16 protein-coding genes are annotated in these 15,399 nt (G+C 73.5%); 7 read left to right on the top strand and 9 right to left on the bottom strand.

Features of this window, described 5'->3' with window-relative positions; translation table 11 throughout:
• The first annotated feature begins 10 nt into the window (after nt 1-10).
• Complete coding sequence (gene menD / locus NR112_RS07945; RefSeq protein ID WP_256793458.1) at nt 11-1,879, top strand: 2-succinyl-5-enolpyruvyl-6-hydroxy-3-cyclohexene-1-carboxylate synthase; 1,869 nt, start codon at nt 11-13, stop codon at nt 1,877-1,879.
• Between the two features lie 16 nt (nt 1,880-1,895).
• On the opposite strand, the gene NR112_RS07940 is transcribed toward menD, so the two are convergent.
• The 4 genes from NR112_RS07940 to NR112_RS07925 all read right to left on the bottom strand — a co-directional run bounded on the left by NR112_RS07940 (nt 1,896) and on the right by NR112_RS07925 (nt 4,602).
• On the bottom strand, nt 1,896-2,660 hold the full coding sequence (locus NR112_RS07940; protein ID WP_256793457.1) for a 3-keto-5-aminohexanoate cleavage protein: 765 nt from the start codon (nt 2,658-2,660) through the stop codon (nt 1,896-1,898).
• Nucleotides 2,657-3,661: an o-succinylbenzoate synthase gene (locus NR112_RS07935; RefSeq protein ID WP_256793455.1), complete on the bottom strand. Its 1,005-nt coding sequence runs from the start codon at nt 3,659-3,661 to the stop codon at nt 2,657-2,659. The genes NR112_RS07940 and NR112_RS07935 overlap by 4 nt, the downstream gene beginning before the upstream one ends.
• A 23-nt stretch (nt 3,662-3,684) precedes the next feature.
• A complete protein-coding gene (locus NR112_RS07930) occupies nt 3,685-3,948 on the bottom strand; it encodes a hypothetical protein (RefSeq protein WP_256793454.1) in 264 nt (87 codons plus the stop codon).
• Between the two features lie 135 nt (nt 3,949-4,083).
• Nucleotides 4,084-4,602 carry an NUDIX domain-containing protein gene (locus NR112_RS07925; protein WP_256793453.1) on the bottom strand — a complete coding sequence of 173 codons (519 nt, stop codon included), beginning with the start codon at nt 4,600-4,602 and terminating at the stop codon, nt 4,084-4,086.
• Nucleotides 4,603-4,637: 35 nt separating this feature from the next.
• Here NR112_RS07925 and NR112_RS07920 point away from each other — a divergent pair, with 35 nt between their 5' ends.
• Complete coding sequence (locus NR112_RS07920; protein ID WP_256793452.1) at nt 4,638-5,609, top strand: 1,4-dihydroxy-2-naphthoyl-CoA synthase; 972 nt, start codon at nt 4,638-4,640, stop codon at nt 5,607-5,609.
• 3 nt (nt 5,610-5,612) lie between these two features.
• Here NR112_RS07920 and NR112_RS22870 read toward each other — a convergent pair whose 3' ends face one another.
• Both NR112_RS22870 and NR112_RS22865 read right to left on the bottom strand, forming a co-directional pair.
• On the bottom strand, nt 5,613-5,984 hold the full coding sequence (locus tag NR112_RS22870; RefSeq protein WP_256793451.1) for an alpha/beta hydrolase: 372 nt from the start codon (nt 5,982-5,984) through the stop codon (nt 5,613-5,615).
• Nucleotides 5,981-6,592 (bottom strand): alpha/beta hydrolase, encoded by a 612-nt coding sequence (locus NR112_RS22865; RefSeq protein WP_256793450.1) that lies wholly within the window; start codon nt 6,590-6,592, stop codon nt 5,981-5,983. The genes NR112_RS22870 and NR112_RS22865 overlap by 4 nt, the downstream gene beginning before the upstream one ends.
• A gap of 269 nt (nt 6,593-6,861) precedes the next feature.
• Here NR112_RS22865 and NR112_RS07905 point away from each other — a divergent pair, with 269 nt between their 5' ends.
• The 5 genes from NR112_RS07905 to NR112_RS07885 all read left to right on the top strand — a co-directional run bounded on the left by NR112_RS07905 (nt 6,862) and on the right by NR112_RS07885 (nt 12,169).
• The gene (locus NR112_RS07905) at nt 6,862-8,403 is read left to right on the top strand and encodes an MFS transporter (protein ID WP_256793449.1); all 1,542 of its coding nucleotides are present in this window, start codon (nt 6,862-6,864) and stop codon (nt 8,401-8,403) included.
• On the top strand, nt 8,403-9,587 hold the full coding sequence (gene menE, locus NR112_RS07900) for an o-succinylbenzoate--CoA ligase (RefSeq protein WP_256793448.1): 1,185 nt from the start codon (nt 8,403-8,405) through the stop codon (nt 9,585-9,587). Before NR112_RS07905 ends, menE begins: the two co-directional genes overlap by 1 nt.
• Nucleotides 9,588-9,634: 47 nt before the next feature.
• A complete protein-coding gene (locus tag NR112_RS07895) occupies nt 9,635-9,916 on the top strand; it encodes a PLD nuclease N-terminal domain-containing protein (protein ID WP_256793447.1) in 282 nt (93 codons plus the stop codon).
• Between the two features lie 19 nt (nt 9,917-9,935).
• Nucleotides 9,936-10,811: a 1,4-dihydroxy-2-naphthoate polyprenyltransferase gene (locus NR112_RS07890; protein ID WP_256793446.1), complete on the top strand. Its 876-nt coding sequence runs from the start codon at nt 9,936-9,938 to the stop codon at nt 10,809-10,811.
• A gap of 134 nt (nt 10,812-10,945) precedes the next feature.
• Nucleotides 10,946-12,169 carry an NAD(P)/FAD-dependent oxidoreductase gene (locus NR112_RS07885; RefSeq protein ID WP_256793445.1) on the top strand — a complete coding sequence of 408 codons (1,224 nt, stop codon included), beginning with the start codon at nt 10,946-10,948 and terminating at the stop codon, nt 12,167-12,169.
• A 105-nt stretch (nt 12,170-12,274) separates the two neighbouring features.
• On the opposite strand, the gene NR112_RS07880 is transcribed toward NR112_RS07885, so the two are convergent.
• The 3 genes from NR112_RS07880 to NR112_RS07870 are packed head-to-tail and all read right to left on the bottom strand — an operon-like array spanning nt 12,275 to nt 15,399.
• The gene (locus NR112_RS07880) at nt 12,275-12,601 is read right to left on the bottom strand and encodes a DUF4229 domain-containing protein (protein ID WP_256793444.1); all 327 of its coding nucleotides are present in this window, start codon (nt 12,599-12,601) and stop codon (nt 12,275-12,277) included.
• A 12-nt stretch (nt 12,602-12,613) separates the two neighbouring features.
• Entirely contained in the window at nt 12,614-13,633 is a 1,020-nt protein-coding gene (gene ccsB, locus NR112_RS07875) for a c-type cytochrome biogenesis protein CcsB (protein ID WP_256793443.1), read from the bottom strand.
• On the bottom strand, nt 13,630-15,399 hold the full coding sequence (locus tag NR112_RS07870) for a cytochrome c biogenesis protein ResB (protein WP_256793442.1): 1,770 nt from the start codon (nt 15,397-15,399) through the stop codon (nt 13,630-13,632). The genes ccsB and NR112_RS07870 overlap by 4 nt, the downstream gene beginning before the upstream one ends.

The following is a 15,399-nucleotide window of genomic DNA, read 5'->3' as shown; positions in this document are numbered from 1 at the left end:
CGGAGCGACGGTGACCGGGCGTCGGAGTGCACCGGAGGTCGCGCTGCACGTGCTCCAGCAGCTGTGGCTGGCTGGCGTGCGTGACGTCGTGCTCGCACCGGGGTCTCGGTCGGCCCCCTTCGCCCTCGCCCTCGACGCGGCCGACCGGGCCGGCGACCTGCGCCTGCACGTGCGTGTCGACGAGCGGTCCGCCGGCTTCCTCGCCCTGGGTCTGGCCACCGGGTCACGCCGACCGGTCGCCGTGGTCACGACCTCGGGCACGGCCGTCGGCAACCTGCTCCCGGCGGTCATGGAGGCGCACCACACGGGGCGCCGGCTCGTCGTCGTCAGTGCCGACCGGCCCGACCGCCTGCGTGGCACGGGCGCCAACCAGACGACCGACCAGGCCGGCATCTTCGGCACCTTCGCGACGTGTCACGACCTGACGGCAGCCACCCCCGACGACGAGCTGGCCGGCGTCGTGGCCCACGCGTGCTCGCGGCGCGGGCCGACCCAGCTCAACGTCCAGCTCGACGGCGACCTCATGCCCTCGGGCGCTGACCCCGACACGTGGTGGCAGCGCCCCAGGTCCGACTCCACCGCGACGACCGGCACTGCACCGCACGCCAACTCCGCCCTGGCGCAGTTCCCACAGCCAGACGCGCCAGACCAGCACGCCAACTCCGCCCTGGCGCAGTTCCCGCAGCCAGACGCGCCAGACCAGCCCGCCAACTCCGCCCTGGCGCAGTTGCAGCCCGGGTCGCGTCGGGACGGGAACGTCGAGGCGTCGGTGTCCGTGCCGACCGACGGCGAGGTGCTGCCGCTCGGGCCGCGCACGGTCGTCGTCGCCGGGGACGACGCCGGACCGGCCGCACGTCTGCTCGCCGAGGCTGCGGGCTGGCCGCTCGTCGCGGAACCCACCTCGGGCGCGCGCATCGGGCGGCAGGCCCTGCGCACGGGACGGCTGCTGCTCACCACCGACCTGCGCGGGGACGTCGAACGCGTCGTCGTCGTCGGCCACCCGACGCTGTCCCGACCCGTCACCAGTCTCATCAGTGACCCGGGCCTCGAGGTCCTGTCCGTCCGTGGTCGTGACGGCGTGGCCACCGACCCCGGCAGGGTGGCGCGCGTGCTCGACGTCGTGCCCCGGGTCGAGGCGGCCGACGACCCGGCCTGGTTCGACGCCTGGCGCGGCGCCGACCAGCAGCTGGGCGGCCTCGTCGACGCGGGACTCGCTGGGCCCGAAGGAGATCCGTCCCGGGCCACGGGGCACGGCGGCCTGTCGCCCCTCGCCGTGGCGGCCGTCGTGGGGGCCGCGGTCGCCGCCGACACGACGCTCGTCGTCGGCTCGTCGAACCCCGTGCGCGACCTCGATGTCATGGCCACACCGTGGACGCCGCTCGAGCACCGCTTCGTCGTCGGCAACCGTGGGCTCGCCGGCATCGACGGCATGGTCTCGACGGCCGTCGGCGTCGCCCTCGGCCGCCCGCGAGCCGCGCGCAGCATCGCCTACCTCGGCGATCTCACCTTCCTCCACGACACGAACGGCCTGCTCATGGGCCGCGGCCAGCCGCGGCCCGACCTCACCTTCGTCGTCCTCAGCGACGACGGCGGCGCCATCTTCAGCACCCTCGAGCAGGGCGACACCCGCTATGCGAGCGCCTTCGAGCGCGTCTTCGCGACCCCGCACGGCACCGACCTCGAGGCGCTGTGCGCGGCGCACCACACGGCATACGAACGCGTCGACGACCTCGGCCGCCTGGCCGAGGCGCTCGCCGAGTCCCCCTCCGGCACCAGGGTCCTCGAGGTCCCGGTGTCGCGGGCCGACCGTCGGGCCGAGGCCACCTGGCTGCGCGAGCTGGCCCAGCAGGTGGTGCCCCACCGCGACGACCGCCCCTGACCGCACCGACGTCGGGTCAGCCCGGGGCGTCCGGGACCGGCCACTGGGACGGCGTGCCCGGCTCGGACCGCACCGCCGCCGCGACGAGCTCGGCGCTGTCACGTGCCTCCCGCCCGTCGGGCAGGTGGACGGTGTCCTCGAGACCGATGCGCACGTCGTAACCCGCGGCCTGGGCCCAGCGCAGCACCCGCCAGGCCCAGCGCCCCTCACCGTGCACGAGGACCGGTACCGGCGACATGCCGAGCGCCGCGAGGATGCGCTCGGCCGCCCACGGCCCGTCGGAGCCGGGGGTCACGCCCGGGATGAGCTCGACGAGCACCCGTTCGACCTGCCACGGCCAGTTCGTGGCCACGAAGCGGCTGGCCGCCTGAGGTGTCCAGATCCCCGCCTCGACGCCGGATCCGTTGTCGCGCAAGGCTGCTGCGACGTCCGCGGCGCCTTCTTCGTGCCAGTTCACGCTCGCGCAGTCCGGGCCGCCTAGGTCTGGTGACGGCCACTCCGACACGTGGGCCAGCGTGCGGCGGGCACTGTCGACGATGCCGTCGCGCGTCGAGACGCTGACGCGGAGCCCCGGCGTCGCAGCCCGGATCGCGCCGACGGCCTCGACGACGTGCCGCGTCTCGAGCGTCTCTCGGCCGGAGTCGTCACGGGGGTGCACGTGCACCATGAACGCGCCCGCCGCCACGGCGTCCGCGGCGGCGCGGGCGAGCTCGTCGGGCGTCTGCGGCACCGTGCGGTGCTGGCCCCGGGTGCGGTCACCGTTGAGGCAGACCTGGATCATCCGGGGCTCCCCTCAGTGAGCACGGCGTGGCACCGCACGAGCCGGTCGCGCCACCACTGCTGCCGGTCCGCTGGAGCCGCGAGGTCGGCGAGCGCCTCGGGGTCGGCCACGGCACGACCAGGCCGCAGGAGGCCGGCTGACGGACGCCACGGGTCAGCCGACACGTCCCGCTCGAAGAGACCCACCGTGCCGAGGCCGCACGCGTGATCGAGCGCCGGCAGCGCCGCGGCGAGGGCCACCCCCGCAGCGACGCCGACGCTCGTGTCGAGCGCCGACGACACGACGGCGGGCAGCCCGCACGCCTCGACGACACCGAGCGCCGACCCGACGCCACCGAGAGGCGCGACCTTGACGACGACGAGGTCCGCGGCACCGAGCCGGGCCACCCGGATCGGGTCCTCGGCCTTGCGGATCGACTCATCGGCTGCGATGAGCACGTCGATCCCGTTGTGTGCCAAGGCTGTTCGCAGGTCGACGAGCTCCTCGACGCTGGCACAGGGCTGCTCGGCGTACTCCAGGTCGTATGCCGTGAGCCGCCGCAGCGCCTCCGTGGCGGTCGCGACGTCCCACCCTCCGTTGGCGTCGACCCGGATGCGCGCCGACGGACCCATCACGGACCGGACGGCCGCGACCCGGTCGACGTCGTCGTCGAGCGTCTGGCCGCGCTCGGCGACCTTGACCTTCGCCGTCGTGCACCCGTCGAAGCGCGCGAGGACCTCCGCCACGCGGTCGGGCCCGACGGCCGGCACGGTCGCGTTGACGGCCACGGCGTCGCGCACCGGAGCCGGCCACTCGGCATACGCCGCCTCCAGGGCCGCGGACAGCCAGCGCGCGGCCTCGCGGTCGGCGTACTCGACGAACGGGCTGAACTCACCCCAGCCCGAGGGGCCCTCGAGGAGCAGGGCCTCGCGCACGTCGACGCCGCGGAAGCGCACCCGCATCGGCAGGGCGACGACGTGGGCCCGGGCGAGGAGCTCGTCGGCAGGAGGCAGCGTCGTCATGTCCCCATCATCACCGACGGCGCTCAGCGGGCGGGGAAGGCCTCGTGCCGGTCCTGCGTCGGGTCGGGCTGCGCCGGGGCCGGAGGCGTCGCGGCGTGGTCGTCGTGCGTGAGCCCGCGGTCGTGCGAACGACGGGCCCTGCCACAGGTGTGGCCGCGGGTGCGTCCGGCGGCGTGCGGGAGCACCCAGAAGAGCCCGAAGAGCCACCAGACGCCGTGGCCCGACGACCCGAGCGCGATGGCGATGAGCACCACTCCGGCGATGATGAGCTTGCGTGGCGAGAACACGTCGGTCTCCTCCGTCCGCGGGACCGGTCGGCCCCGTACTCCCTCGACGGTAGGCGCGCGACGCCCGGCGGACCCGGTCCCTCTGTCAGCGCCTCCCCCTGACAGATGTCACCTCCGCGGGCCGCGGCGGAGCGCTCACTCGACGGCGGCGGGGCGCTCGCTCGCGTGGGAGAGGGGTCCGAGCACGACGTCGGAGGCGTTGTCGACGGCCACGGCGATGCGGTCGCGGAAGACCTGGCCCATCGGCGGCAGGGCGTCGAGGGGGAAGAACCGCGCGTCGGTCGACTCGTCGTCACCCGGTCGCGGCTCGCCCGAGACCCACCGGCACCGGAAGGTGTGGTCGAGGTACTGCCCGAGGTCGCCGTTGACGTGCGTCACGACGCCGCTCGCCGAGACCCAGACGAGCCGCTCGACCTCGGCGACGACGCACGCCTCCTCCTCGACCTCCCGGACGGCGGTGACGTGCGGGTCCTCGCCCGGGTCGACGATGCCGGTGACCGGGGTCCACGCGCCGTTGTCCGCGCGCTTGACGAGCAGCACCTCGTCGGCGCCGTCAGCGGACGTGCGCAGCACGACGGCCGTGACCCCCGGCATCCAGAGCAGCTCCGTGCCGACCATGGTGCGCAGGTGGGAGACGTACGGAGGGATCGGCATACGGGCGACCCTACCCCCGCCGATAGGGTCGGTCCGTGAGCAGCGAGCCGGGCCAGAGCGCCGTTTCCGAGATCTTCGACCCGAGCGAGTGGGCGCCCGTCGAAGGCTTCGACCTGACCGACATCACCTACCACCGACGCCGGCCCGTGGCCGGTCGCCCGCACGCGGAGTCCGGGGTCGTGCGCATCGCGTTCGACCGTCCCGAGGTGCTCAACGCCTTCCGCCCGCACACCGTCGATGAGCTCTACCGCGCGCTGGACCACGCCCGCATGACGCCCGACGTCGGCGTCGTCCTGCTCACCGGCAACGGCCCGAGCCCCAAGGACGGCAAGTGGGCCTTCTGCTCGGGGGGCGACCAGCGCATCCGCGGGCGCTCCGGCTACCAGTACGCGACGTCGCCGGACGCTGACGCCACCTCTTCGGGCATCGACGCCGCACGCGCCCGGGCCCAGGGCGGGCGCCTCCACATCCTCGAGGTGCAGCGCCTCATCCGCACCATGCCCAAGGTCGTCATCGCCGTCGTGAACGGCTGGGCGGCCGGCGGCGGGCACTCCCTCCACGTCGTGTGCGACCTGACGATCGCGAGCCGCGAGCAGGCCCGCTTCAAGCAGTCCGACGCCGACGTCGGCTCGTTCGACGCCGGCTACGGCAGCGCCTACCTCGCCAAGATGGTCGGCCAGAAGTTCGCCCGCGAGATCTTCTTCCTCGGGCGCACCTACTCCGCCGAGGACATGCAGCGGATGGGCGCCGTCAACATCGTCGCCGACCACGCCGACCTCGAGCGCGAGGCCCTGCAGGTCGCGACGGAGATCATGGGCAAGAGCCCGCAGGCGCAGCGGATGCTCAAGTTCGCCTTCAACCTCACCGACGACGGGCTCATGGGCCAGCAGGTCTTCGCCGGCGAGGCGACGCGCCTGGCCTACATGACCGACGAGGCCGTCGAGGGCCGCGACCAGTTCCTCGAGAAGCGCGAGCCCGACTGGTCGCCCTTCCCCTGGTACTTCTGACGCTCAGAGCCCGTCGAGCAGGGCGACGGTGGCGGCCACGATCTGACGCTGCGCCTCGGCGCGGCTGACCGTTGGGGTGCCGTCCCCGGGCTGGTCGCCGTAGTCGCCGAAGTAGGAGTGCACGGCTCCCGTGACGGCGGTGTATGCCGTGTCGCCGGGCAGGAGCGGCCGGCTGGCCGCGATGTCGGCGGGCGTCGTGAAGCCGTCGCGGGTGCCACTCACCGAGGCCACCGTGAGGTCGGTGCGGTCGGCCAGGGAGTCGACGGGATAGGACGCCCAGAGCACGAGTCCCTCGACGACGCCGGGGTGGTCGTGGGCGAAGCCGGCCGCGACGACGCCGCCGAGACTGTGCCCGGCGATCGTCCACGACGTCACCTCCGGATGACCGTCGATGACGGCGTGGGCGCCGTCGTCGCGAGGAATCCGATCCCGAACGGCTGCTTGACGACGAAGACGATCACCCCCTGCCGACTCACCTCCGAGAGCATCGGCACGTAGGCACGCGGGTCGACGCGGGCGCCGGGCTGGAAGATCAGGCCGCGGGTCGGCGTGCCGCTCGTCGGCGCGATGACGATCTGGGCGGGGGCGTCCATGACGCGGAGGTCGGCGCTGCCGGACATCGCGGCCACAGCCTCGGGGGTCGCTCCGAAGGGCCGCAGCCAGACGAGGGCCCCGAGCACGACGACCGTGACCAGGACCCCGGCCACCCGGCCGACGACCCGAAGCGCCGGTCGCGTCGCCCGGCGTCGCGGGTCCGGCTCCGAGCGGTCCCGCACGAGGAGCACGACGCCGATGAGACCGCTGGCCGCGAGTGCGATGACCTGGGCCGGGTTGCCGGCCAGCAGGACGGAGTGGTCGAGCAGGAAGAGCACGAGCGGCACGACGAGCCAGAAGATCCCCAGCACGACGGTGAACCGGGCGCGAGGGCGCCGTCGGGCCGTGGCCCCGGCCCCCGCCGGTCCCTCGTCCGGCACGGTCGTCACGCCTCGAGGGTAACCACGCGGGAGGGCGCAGCGGCGGCGTGGACGCCGACATTCCGGGGGACGGACGTCCGGGCCGCGGCGAAGCCGGTGTCGGCCGCACGCCGGGCACCGGGACAGGGCAGGATGTTGGAGTGGAACCGAGCGACGACCGCCGCGCCAGCCCTGGCCGTCGCGCGCCCGGTTCCGCGCCACAGGATGCCGCCGCAGCACGCTCCCCGCACGGGCCTGACGGATCGGCCGCTCCCCCTCCCGCACCCGAGGCCCCGGACGTGCCCGAGGGCGGTCGGCCCGCGGACTTCCGCCAGCCATCGCGCACGACCGCGGCGAACGCGACGCGCGCCGTCGGGCGCGGGCTCGGACGGGCGGCCACCGGCACCGCCCGCCTGACCGCACGCTCGGGACGCTTCGCCGCCGCGAAGGCGCACACGTACACCCACGCCGGCGGGGCCGGCGAGAGCGGTCTCGCCCGGATGACCGAGCTGCACGCGAGCCACACCGCCGGCGACACGATCATGACGCTGGCCCTGGCGGGCACCCTCTTCTTCAACCCGCAGACGGCCCAGGCCCGTGGCGACGTCGCGACGTTCCTGCTGCTGACGATGGTGCCCTTCGTCCTCGTCGCGCCGCTCATCGGGCCGCTCCTCGACCGCTTCTCGCACGGCCGGCGCTGGGCCATCGGCACGACGCTCGCCGTCCGGGCCTTCCTCTGCTGGGTGCTCGCCGAGGCCATCACCCACGACAGCGGCTGGCTCTTCCCGGCTGCGCTCGGGTGCCTCGTCGCCTCCCGGGCCTACACCATCACGCGCGCGGCAGCGGTACCTCGTCTGCTGCCGCCGGGCACGACCCTCGTCAAGGCGAACTCGCGTGTCTCGATGGCCGGGGTCGTCGGTGCGGTCGTCGGCGGCGCGCTGGGCGGGCTGGCCATGCTCGCCGGACCGTCCTGGGCCCTCCGTGTCGGCTTCGTCGTCTTCGTCGTCGCCACCGTCCAGGCCATCCGCCTGCCGGCGCGCGTCGACAGCCCGCTCGGCGAGGTCTCCATCGAGGACACGACCCCGATCCCGGTGCGCGGCGCCCACGACGACCCGAGCGCGCCGGGGGCCGGCTCGCTCCGCGGCACCCGGCGCGGCTGGGGCGACGACCCGGCCCGGCGGCATACGCCCTTGGACGGCGACGCACTCACCGTCGACTCGCTGGGGCCGCTGGCCCGCTTCCGCCGGCGCAAGCAGGCGATCCCCTGGCCGGTCATGCACGCCATGTGGTCGACGGGTGGCACGCGGGTGCTCACCGGCTTCCTCATCCTCTTCATGGCGTTCCTCGCCAAGGAGCACCCCATCGACGGCATCCGCGGCGAGCTCGTCCTCGCGTTCATCGCGGTCGCCATCGGCGTCGGCAACGGCATGGGCAGCGTCGTCGGCAACGTCGTGCGCGACCAGCGGCCCGAGCGCATCGCCATGGTGTCGGTGCTCGCCGCGACCGTCTGCTGCGTCGCGACGGGCATCTGGTACGGCGTGTGGACGCTCGTCGTGCTCGGCTTCGTCCAGGGCATGTCGGCGCAGCTGTCCAAGCTGGGCTTCGACGCGCTCGTGCAGCGCGAGGTCCCCGAGAACGTCCGCACCTCGGTCTTCGCCTGGTCCGAGACGATGCTCCAGGTGCTGTGGGTCGTCGGCGGCACCCTCGGCATCGTGCTCCCCCTCAACCCCTACGTCGGCTTCCCCGTGTGCGCGGTCGCGCTCGTCTGGACCGTCGCCATGGCCGCACGCCAGCGCCGGCGCGCCGCCCCCACCCCACCCCCGAGAGCGAGACGTGCCTGATGGCCGCGCCGTCCCCCCGCCCGCTGGCGGTCCCCGCCGGCCCGGCCGTCCTCGACGTGCTGCCCGCCCTCGACGCGGCCCTGACCGGTCGCTCCCCCGTGCTGCCGTATGCCGCGGGGTCCCCGCCGCCGTCGGTGCCGTCCCACGACCCTGCCGAGCTGCCGGATGGTCTCGCGGTCGCGATCGGCACCTCGGGCTCGACCGGTCGGCCCAAGCGCGCACTGCTGACGGCCGACGCCCTCGAGCGGTCCGCCTGGGCCACCCACCAGGTCCTCGGCGGGAGCGGTGCGTGGTTGCTCGCCATGCCGGCCCACCACGTCGCGGGACTCCAGGTCCTGCTCCGGTCGCTCGCCGCGGGTGTCACACCGGAGGTGCTCGACCTGCGCGACGGCTTCTCGGTCGAGGGCTTCGCGGAGGCCGCGAGCCGGGTGCGGCCCACGAGCGCGGCACCCCGGCGCTACACGGCGCTCGTGCCGACGCAGCTGACCCGTCTCGTCGACGACCCCGTGGGGCTCGAGGCGCTGGGCTCCTTCGACGGGGTGCTCGTCGGCGGTGCTGCGACGCCGCCCGCCCTCGTCGAGCGCTGCCGCTCGCTCGGCGTCGCGCTGAGCCTCACGTACGGCATGAGCGAGACCGCCGGGGGCTGCGTCTACGACGGCATCCCGCTACCCGTCAGCAGGGTCCACGTCGACAACGACCGGCACGTCGTGCTCGGCGGCGACACGGTCGCGCACGGCTACCTCGGCGAGGCACGCCTCAGCCGTGACGCCTTCACCGTCGACCCCGACGGCGTCCGGTGGTTCCGCACCGACGAGCTCGGCCACTTCGACGACGACGGGCTGCTCGTCATCGACGGGCGCGCCGACGACGTCATCAACACGGGCGGCCTCAAGATCAACCCCGGTGTCGTCGAGGACGCCATGACCCGGCACCTCGACGACGTCCTCGACGTCGTCGTGCTCGGCCTTCCCGACCCCGAGTGGGGCGAGGCCGTCTGTGCCGCAGTGACGCTCGTCGACCCGACCGGCCACCTGACGACTCGCGCCGTCCGCGAGAGACTGCGCGGCATCCTCCCGGACGCGGCCCTGCCGCGACGGGTCCTCGTGCTCGCCGAGATCCCCCAGCGGGGGCCCGGCAAACCCGATCGGGCCGCCATCCGACGCGCCGTGCAGGGCCTGGCCTGAGCGGTGGCAAGATGGGGGTGTCCCACCCGTCGCCGAAGGAGGTCGCCGTGCTGCGCGTCGTGCTGATCGCCCTCGTCGTCTTCGCCACGATCTACGCGCTGGTCGACTGCCTCCAGACCGATCGTCGGCTCGTGCGGATCATGCCCAAGACCGTCTGGCTGCTCGCGGTGCTCGTGCCGGTGCTCGGCCCGGTGTTCTGGCTCGTCGCCGGGCGCAGCGACGCCCGGGGCGGACGCGGTCCCGCATCGCGCGGGCCCGGCCGCCGGCCACCCGGGCCCCGAGGCCCGATGGGCCCCGACGACGACCCCGACTTCCTCCGCAAGCTGTAGAAGGACCCCCCGGAACTCCATGGCCACCCTGTCCCAGTGGATCGAGGGCGCTCGCCCCCGCACGCTGCCCGCCGCCGTCTCGCCCATCCTCGTCGGCACCGGCGCCGCCTACCAGACCGGTCACGTCGTCTGGGCGTATGCCGTCCTCGCCCTCGTCGTCGCCCTGGCCCTGCAGGTCGGGGTCAACTTCGCCAACGACTACTCCGACGGCATCCGCGGCACCGACGAGGTGCGCGTCGGGCCGGTGCGGCTCGTGGGCCAGCGGCTCGCCGCACCCCGATCGGTCAAGATCGCGGCCTTCGCGTGCTTCTTCTTCGCCGCGCTCATGGGACTCGCGCTCGTCGGGCTGTCGGAGCTGTGGATCATGATCCCGATCGGCGCGGCGGCCATCGTCGCGGCCTGGTACTACACCGGAGGCACGCGGCCCTACGGCTATCTCGGCCTCGGCGAGGTCTTCGTCTTCGTCTTCTTCGGGCTCGTCGCGACCCTCGGCACCATGGCGACGATGACCCCACCCACCGCCGCGGGCTGGTGGGGCGCCATCGGAGTCGGCTCGCTCGCCTCGGCCATCCTCGTCGCCAACAACCTGCGCGACATCCCGACCGACCGCGAGCACGGCAAGCGCACGCTCGCCGTGCGGATGGGCGAGTCGGGCACCCGCGCCTTCTACGTCGCGCTCATCGCCGTCGCCTTCGTCATGACCGGCCTCGCCTCGCTCACGTCGCCGTGGGCCCTGCTCGCGATCCTGGCGGCGCCGCTCGTGGTGCGGCCGATGCAGGCCGTCGTCGGGCGCGCCACGGGTCCAGGCCTCATCCCCGCGCTGGCCGGCACGGGGCAGTTCCAGCTCGCGTGGTCGGTGCTGCTCGCCGTGGGCCTCGCGCTCGGCCGCGCCTGACCCGGTGAACCGCCGACCCGCGGAGCCGCAGCGGGTCGAGGTGGTCCCGCGTGACCCGACGCGGCGGCCGACGTCCGACCTGGTGGGTGCGGCATTCGGCTGACGGGCACGCGTCCCGGTGCCACCGTGGACGGATGACCGAGGAGATCGACGTCGTCGTCGTCGGGGCCGGGCAGGCGGGCCTCGCGACGAGCCACGAGCTCGACCAGCGCGGCATCGAGCACGTGGTCCTCGAGGCGAGCGTGCCCGGGTCGTCATGGCTCGGCCGGTGGGACAGCTTCACCCTCGTCGGCCCCAACCACACCGTCCGCCTGCCGGGCGCTGCCTACGACGGCGACGACCCCGGCGGCTTCATGACCCGCACCGAGGTGACCGGGCACCTGCAGGCGTACGCCGGCCGGCTCGGCCGGGTGCGCGAGGGAGTCCCCGTGCACGGGCTCTGGAGGCGCGACGACGCGTTCGAGCTGCGCACCGACCACGACTCGATCCGCAGTCGCATCGTCGTCGTGGCGACGGGCGCCTACCAGCAGCCGCTTCGACCGGCGGCCGTGGCCGGGCTCGCGCCGGAAGTACCGTGCGTCGACGTGCTCGGCTACCGGAACCCGGGCGCGCTGCCCGACGGCGCGGTGCTCGTCGTGGGGAGCGGACAGAGCGCGTGCCAGATCGCGGAGGAGCTCGCCCTGTCCGGGCGCGACGTCGTCATGGCGTGCGGCAGGGCGCCATGGTTCCTGCGGCGCGTCGGCGGCCGCGACCTCTTCGACTGGCTGATGGACTCGGGCTTCTACGAGCAGACGCCCGACCAGCTGCCGAGTCCTGCTGCGCGCCACGGCGCCAACGTCCAGGCGACCGGCGCCGGCGGCGGGCACGACCTGCACTACCGGACCCTCGCCGCGCTGGGCGTGCGTCTCGTGGGACACCTCGTCGACGTCGACGGGCACGCGGCGCGGTTCGCGCCCGACCTCCCCGAGGTCATCGCGGCCGGCGACGCCGGGTTCGGGTTCGTGCGCGAGACCATCCTCGACGGCTGCCGGGACCGCGGCGTGCCGGCGCCCGAGATCCCGGAGCCCGGTCCTCTCGACACGTCGGCGCCCACCGAGCTGGACCTGCGGGGCTTCGGAGCGGTCGTCGTCGCCACGGGCTTCCGCTCGCGCTACACCGAGTGGGTCGACGTCCCCGGGCTCGTCGACGAGCAGGGCTTCCCCGTGCACGTCGACGGCGAGAGCGTCGTGGCTCCCGACCTGCACTTCGTCGGTGTCCACTTCCTGCGCCGGCGCCGCTCGTCCCTGCTCTTCGGGGTCGGGGACGACGCCACGGCCACGGCCACCCGCATCGCCACCCGCCTCGGCCTCCCCACCTGACCTCCGTCCGTCGACTGGGTCCGGCGCTCGCTCGAGTGGGCTGGGCGCTCGCTCGAGTGGGCTGGGCGCTCGCTCGAGCGGGGCTGGGCGCCCTTCGAGTGGCGGTCAGCGGTCGGCGTTGCGGGGGTCCTCGGTTGCTGCGGCACCCGTGGTGTCGGCGTCGCGGGCGGGACGCTCGTCCTCGAGGTCCTCGGCGAACTCGTCGCTCGTCGGGTCGACCGCCTGCTTCGCCTCGAGCTTCGCCTCGTGGCGCTCGACGAGCTTGGCCGTGATCTCGTCACGCATGCCGCGCAGCAGGATGTAGGACGCGGCCGCCGAGGCGATCGCCGAGGCACCGAGCAGGAGCACGGGGTTGTTGCGCAGGCCGATGAGCCAGAAGAGGAAGAGGAAGCCGAAGAAGATGAGGATGCGGAGCAGGGAGTAGCGGACCACGTCAGATCACCGTCACATGCCCGAGTAGTTGTGCATGCCGACGAAGGTCGAGACGAGGTTGACCAGCGTGAAGTTGATGATGACGGCGACGTAGCCCGCGAGCGCGATGTACATCGACTTGCGGTGGTCGACCCCGGCCGTGGCGCGGCTGTGCATGTAGGCGGCGTAGACCGTCCAGATGACGAAGGTCCAGACCTCCTTGGGGTCCCACTGCCAGTAGGCGCCCCAGGCCTGCTTGGCCCAGATGGCTCCCGCGATGAGCGTGAACGTCCAGAGGATGAAGGCGACCATGTTGAGGCTGTATGCCGTCCGCTCGAGCGAGGCGGACGACGGCAGCGACTCGATGAAGGTGGGCTTGGCCGGCGGCTTCTCCTCGCGGCGCAGGCGCACGAGGTAGAGCAGGCCGACCGCGAAGGCCAGCGTGAAGAAGGCGACGGCGAGGAAGGCCACCGTGACGTGGATGCCGAGCCAGTAGGACTTGAGGGCCGGCATGAGCTCGCCGGCCTCCGTGTAGAGCACCGTCAGCGCGAGACCGAGCACGAGCAGGATGGGCGTGACGATGAAGACCCCGAGCCACTGCCAGTTGTTGCGCTTGGCGAGCACGCTGTAGGTGGCCCCGACGGCCGCGGCGGCGGCCGTCGCGAACTCGAACATGTTGCCCCACGGCGGGCGGCCTACGGCGAGGCCGCGCATGAGCACCGACGCGACGAGCAGCGCCGAGGCGAGGTAGGTGAGCATCAGGGCGATGCTGCCGCGCTGGCGGCTCTTGAGGCTCTCCTCGAAACCCGGCCCGGCCGCATTCCGGCGCTTCGCGCCGGCTCCAGGCGTCGCGGGGCGGCGCTCGGTCGGAGTGGGTGCGCCGGAACCGACGAGGACGTCCTCGCGCTCGTTGGCGGCGACCTCGGCGACGGCCTTCGAGTCGGCCACCGTGGGTGCTCGCGCCGCCAGGTGCCAGGTGAAGGCGAGCATGGCGAGCGTGTAGACGATCATCGACGCGTAGAGCGCGGCGTTGGCATTGGCTGCGAGGTTCACGAGCGGTCGGTCCGTTCTGCAAGGCGGTCGTGCACGCCGGTCGTGATCGCGGTGACGATCGCGGCGAGCCCGGGGTCGGAGTCCTTCGAGAGGCCACCGATGGTGACCACGGTAGCCGGTCGCCCGTCGGCGCCGGCAGGGCTGTCGAGCGTGCCGCGGTCGGGGCCGTCGGGGCCGTCGCCCGCGGGGGCCGGGCGCACGCGGACGAAGACGCGGCGGCGCTTGATCGTGAGACCGAGGATGAGGCCGAGCGTCGCGAGGATCGCGCTGACGAGGCTGATCGGTGCGCCGGGGTCGGTGCGCACCGAGAGGCCGGCGAAGCGCTTGACGCTGTCGAAGGTGATCGAGCCGCGGTCGCCCGGGAGCTGGTAGGTCTGGCCCGGCTTGAGGCGGATGAGGGCGGGCGAGCCGTCGGCCTTGGTCACCTGCTTCATCTCGTCGGTGTTGAGCGTGTAGACCGACTGCGGAGCGCCGCCCGGGAAGAGGTTGCCCTCCCAGACCGAGAGCGCCACCTCGGGGTTGTTGGTGTCGGGGAAGATCGACACCGGCCCGTTGGTGAAGGTCGGCTCGGCGGTCGGCAGGAAGAAGCCGGTGAAGCCGAGCTGCTTCGGCGAGGCCGACGGCACCTTGATGACACCGACCGAGCGGTAGTTGCCGTCCTGCGGCAGGAACGGCGTCGCCTCGCGGTAGAGCACGGAGCCCTGGGCGTCCTTGACCGTGATGACGGGCGTGTAGCCGTTGCCGAGCAGGAAGATGTCGGCGCCGTCGACGGTGATCGGGTGGTTGACCGAGACGTTCTCGCTGTTCTTCGGGGCGCCGGGCGAGCTCTGCAGCGTCGTCTGCGCGTCGAAGAGGCGCGGCGTGCCGAACGAGCGGCCGGGCGTCTCGTTGAACTCGACGTGCAGCTGGTCGAGCTTGAGCACGAAGGGCGGCAGCGTCTCGGTGTCGACCCACGGGCCGGGCGAGATCGTGTTGTAGGTGCCCGCGGACGACGCGAACGTGTCGCCCTCGGCGAGGATGATGTCGCCGCGCCAGCCGAGCAGGTGGCCGACCGCCATGCCGATGATGATGCCGGTCAGGGCCAGGTGGAAGAGCAGGTTGCCGGTCTCGCGGAGGTAGCCGGACTCGGCGGAGACGCTCGTCGCGTCGTGCGAGTGCAACCGGAACCGCTTACGCCTCAACACGGCTCGCGCGGCCGCCAGTGCTTCATCGGGTGAGAGGGTCGTCGTGATCTCGGCGTGCTCGTCGAGGCGCCTGAGCCGGGCGGGAGCGCGCGGGGGCCGCGAGCGCAGGGCCGACAGGTGCACCTTCGTGCGCGGCACGATGCAGCCGACGAGGGAGACGAAGAGCAGCAGGTAGATCGCCGAGAACCACGGTGACGCGTAGACGTCGAAGAAGCCGAGCTTGTCGAGCCACGGGGAGCTCGTCGGGTTCTGGGCGATGTAGTCGGCGACCCGGCCGGCGTCGATGTTGCGCTGCGGGAAGATCGAGCCCGGGACTGCGGCGATGGAGAGCAGCAGGAGCAGGAAGAGCGCCGTGCGCATGCTCGTCAGCTGCCGCCAGCCCCAGCGGAGCATCCCGACCGCGCCGAGGGTCGGCAGCACCGGCTCCTGCCGGTCGGGACGCATCCCCGTGCGTAGGCCGTCGCCGCCCGGCGCGCCCGACGTGGGCTTCGCGCCCGGCGCCCCCTTCTCAGCGCTCCCGGTGCTCCCGGTGCTCTGGGTGCTCTCGGTGCTCTCGGTGGCGGGGTTGGTGTCGGTGCTCAT

Source organism: Terrabacter sp. Ter38, assembly GCF_024519435.1.
Taxonomy (GTDB): Bacteria; Actinomycetota; Actinomycetes; order Actinomycetales; family Dermatophilaceae; genus Terrabacter.
Note: the sequence above shows the minus strand (reverse complement) of the source record. Positions and strands in the feature narration are given on the sequence as shown.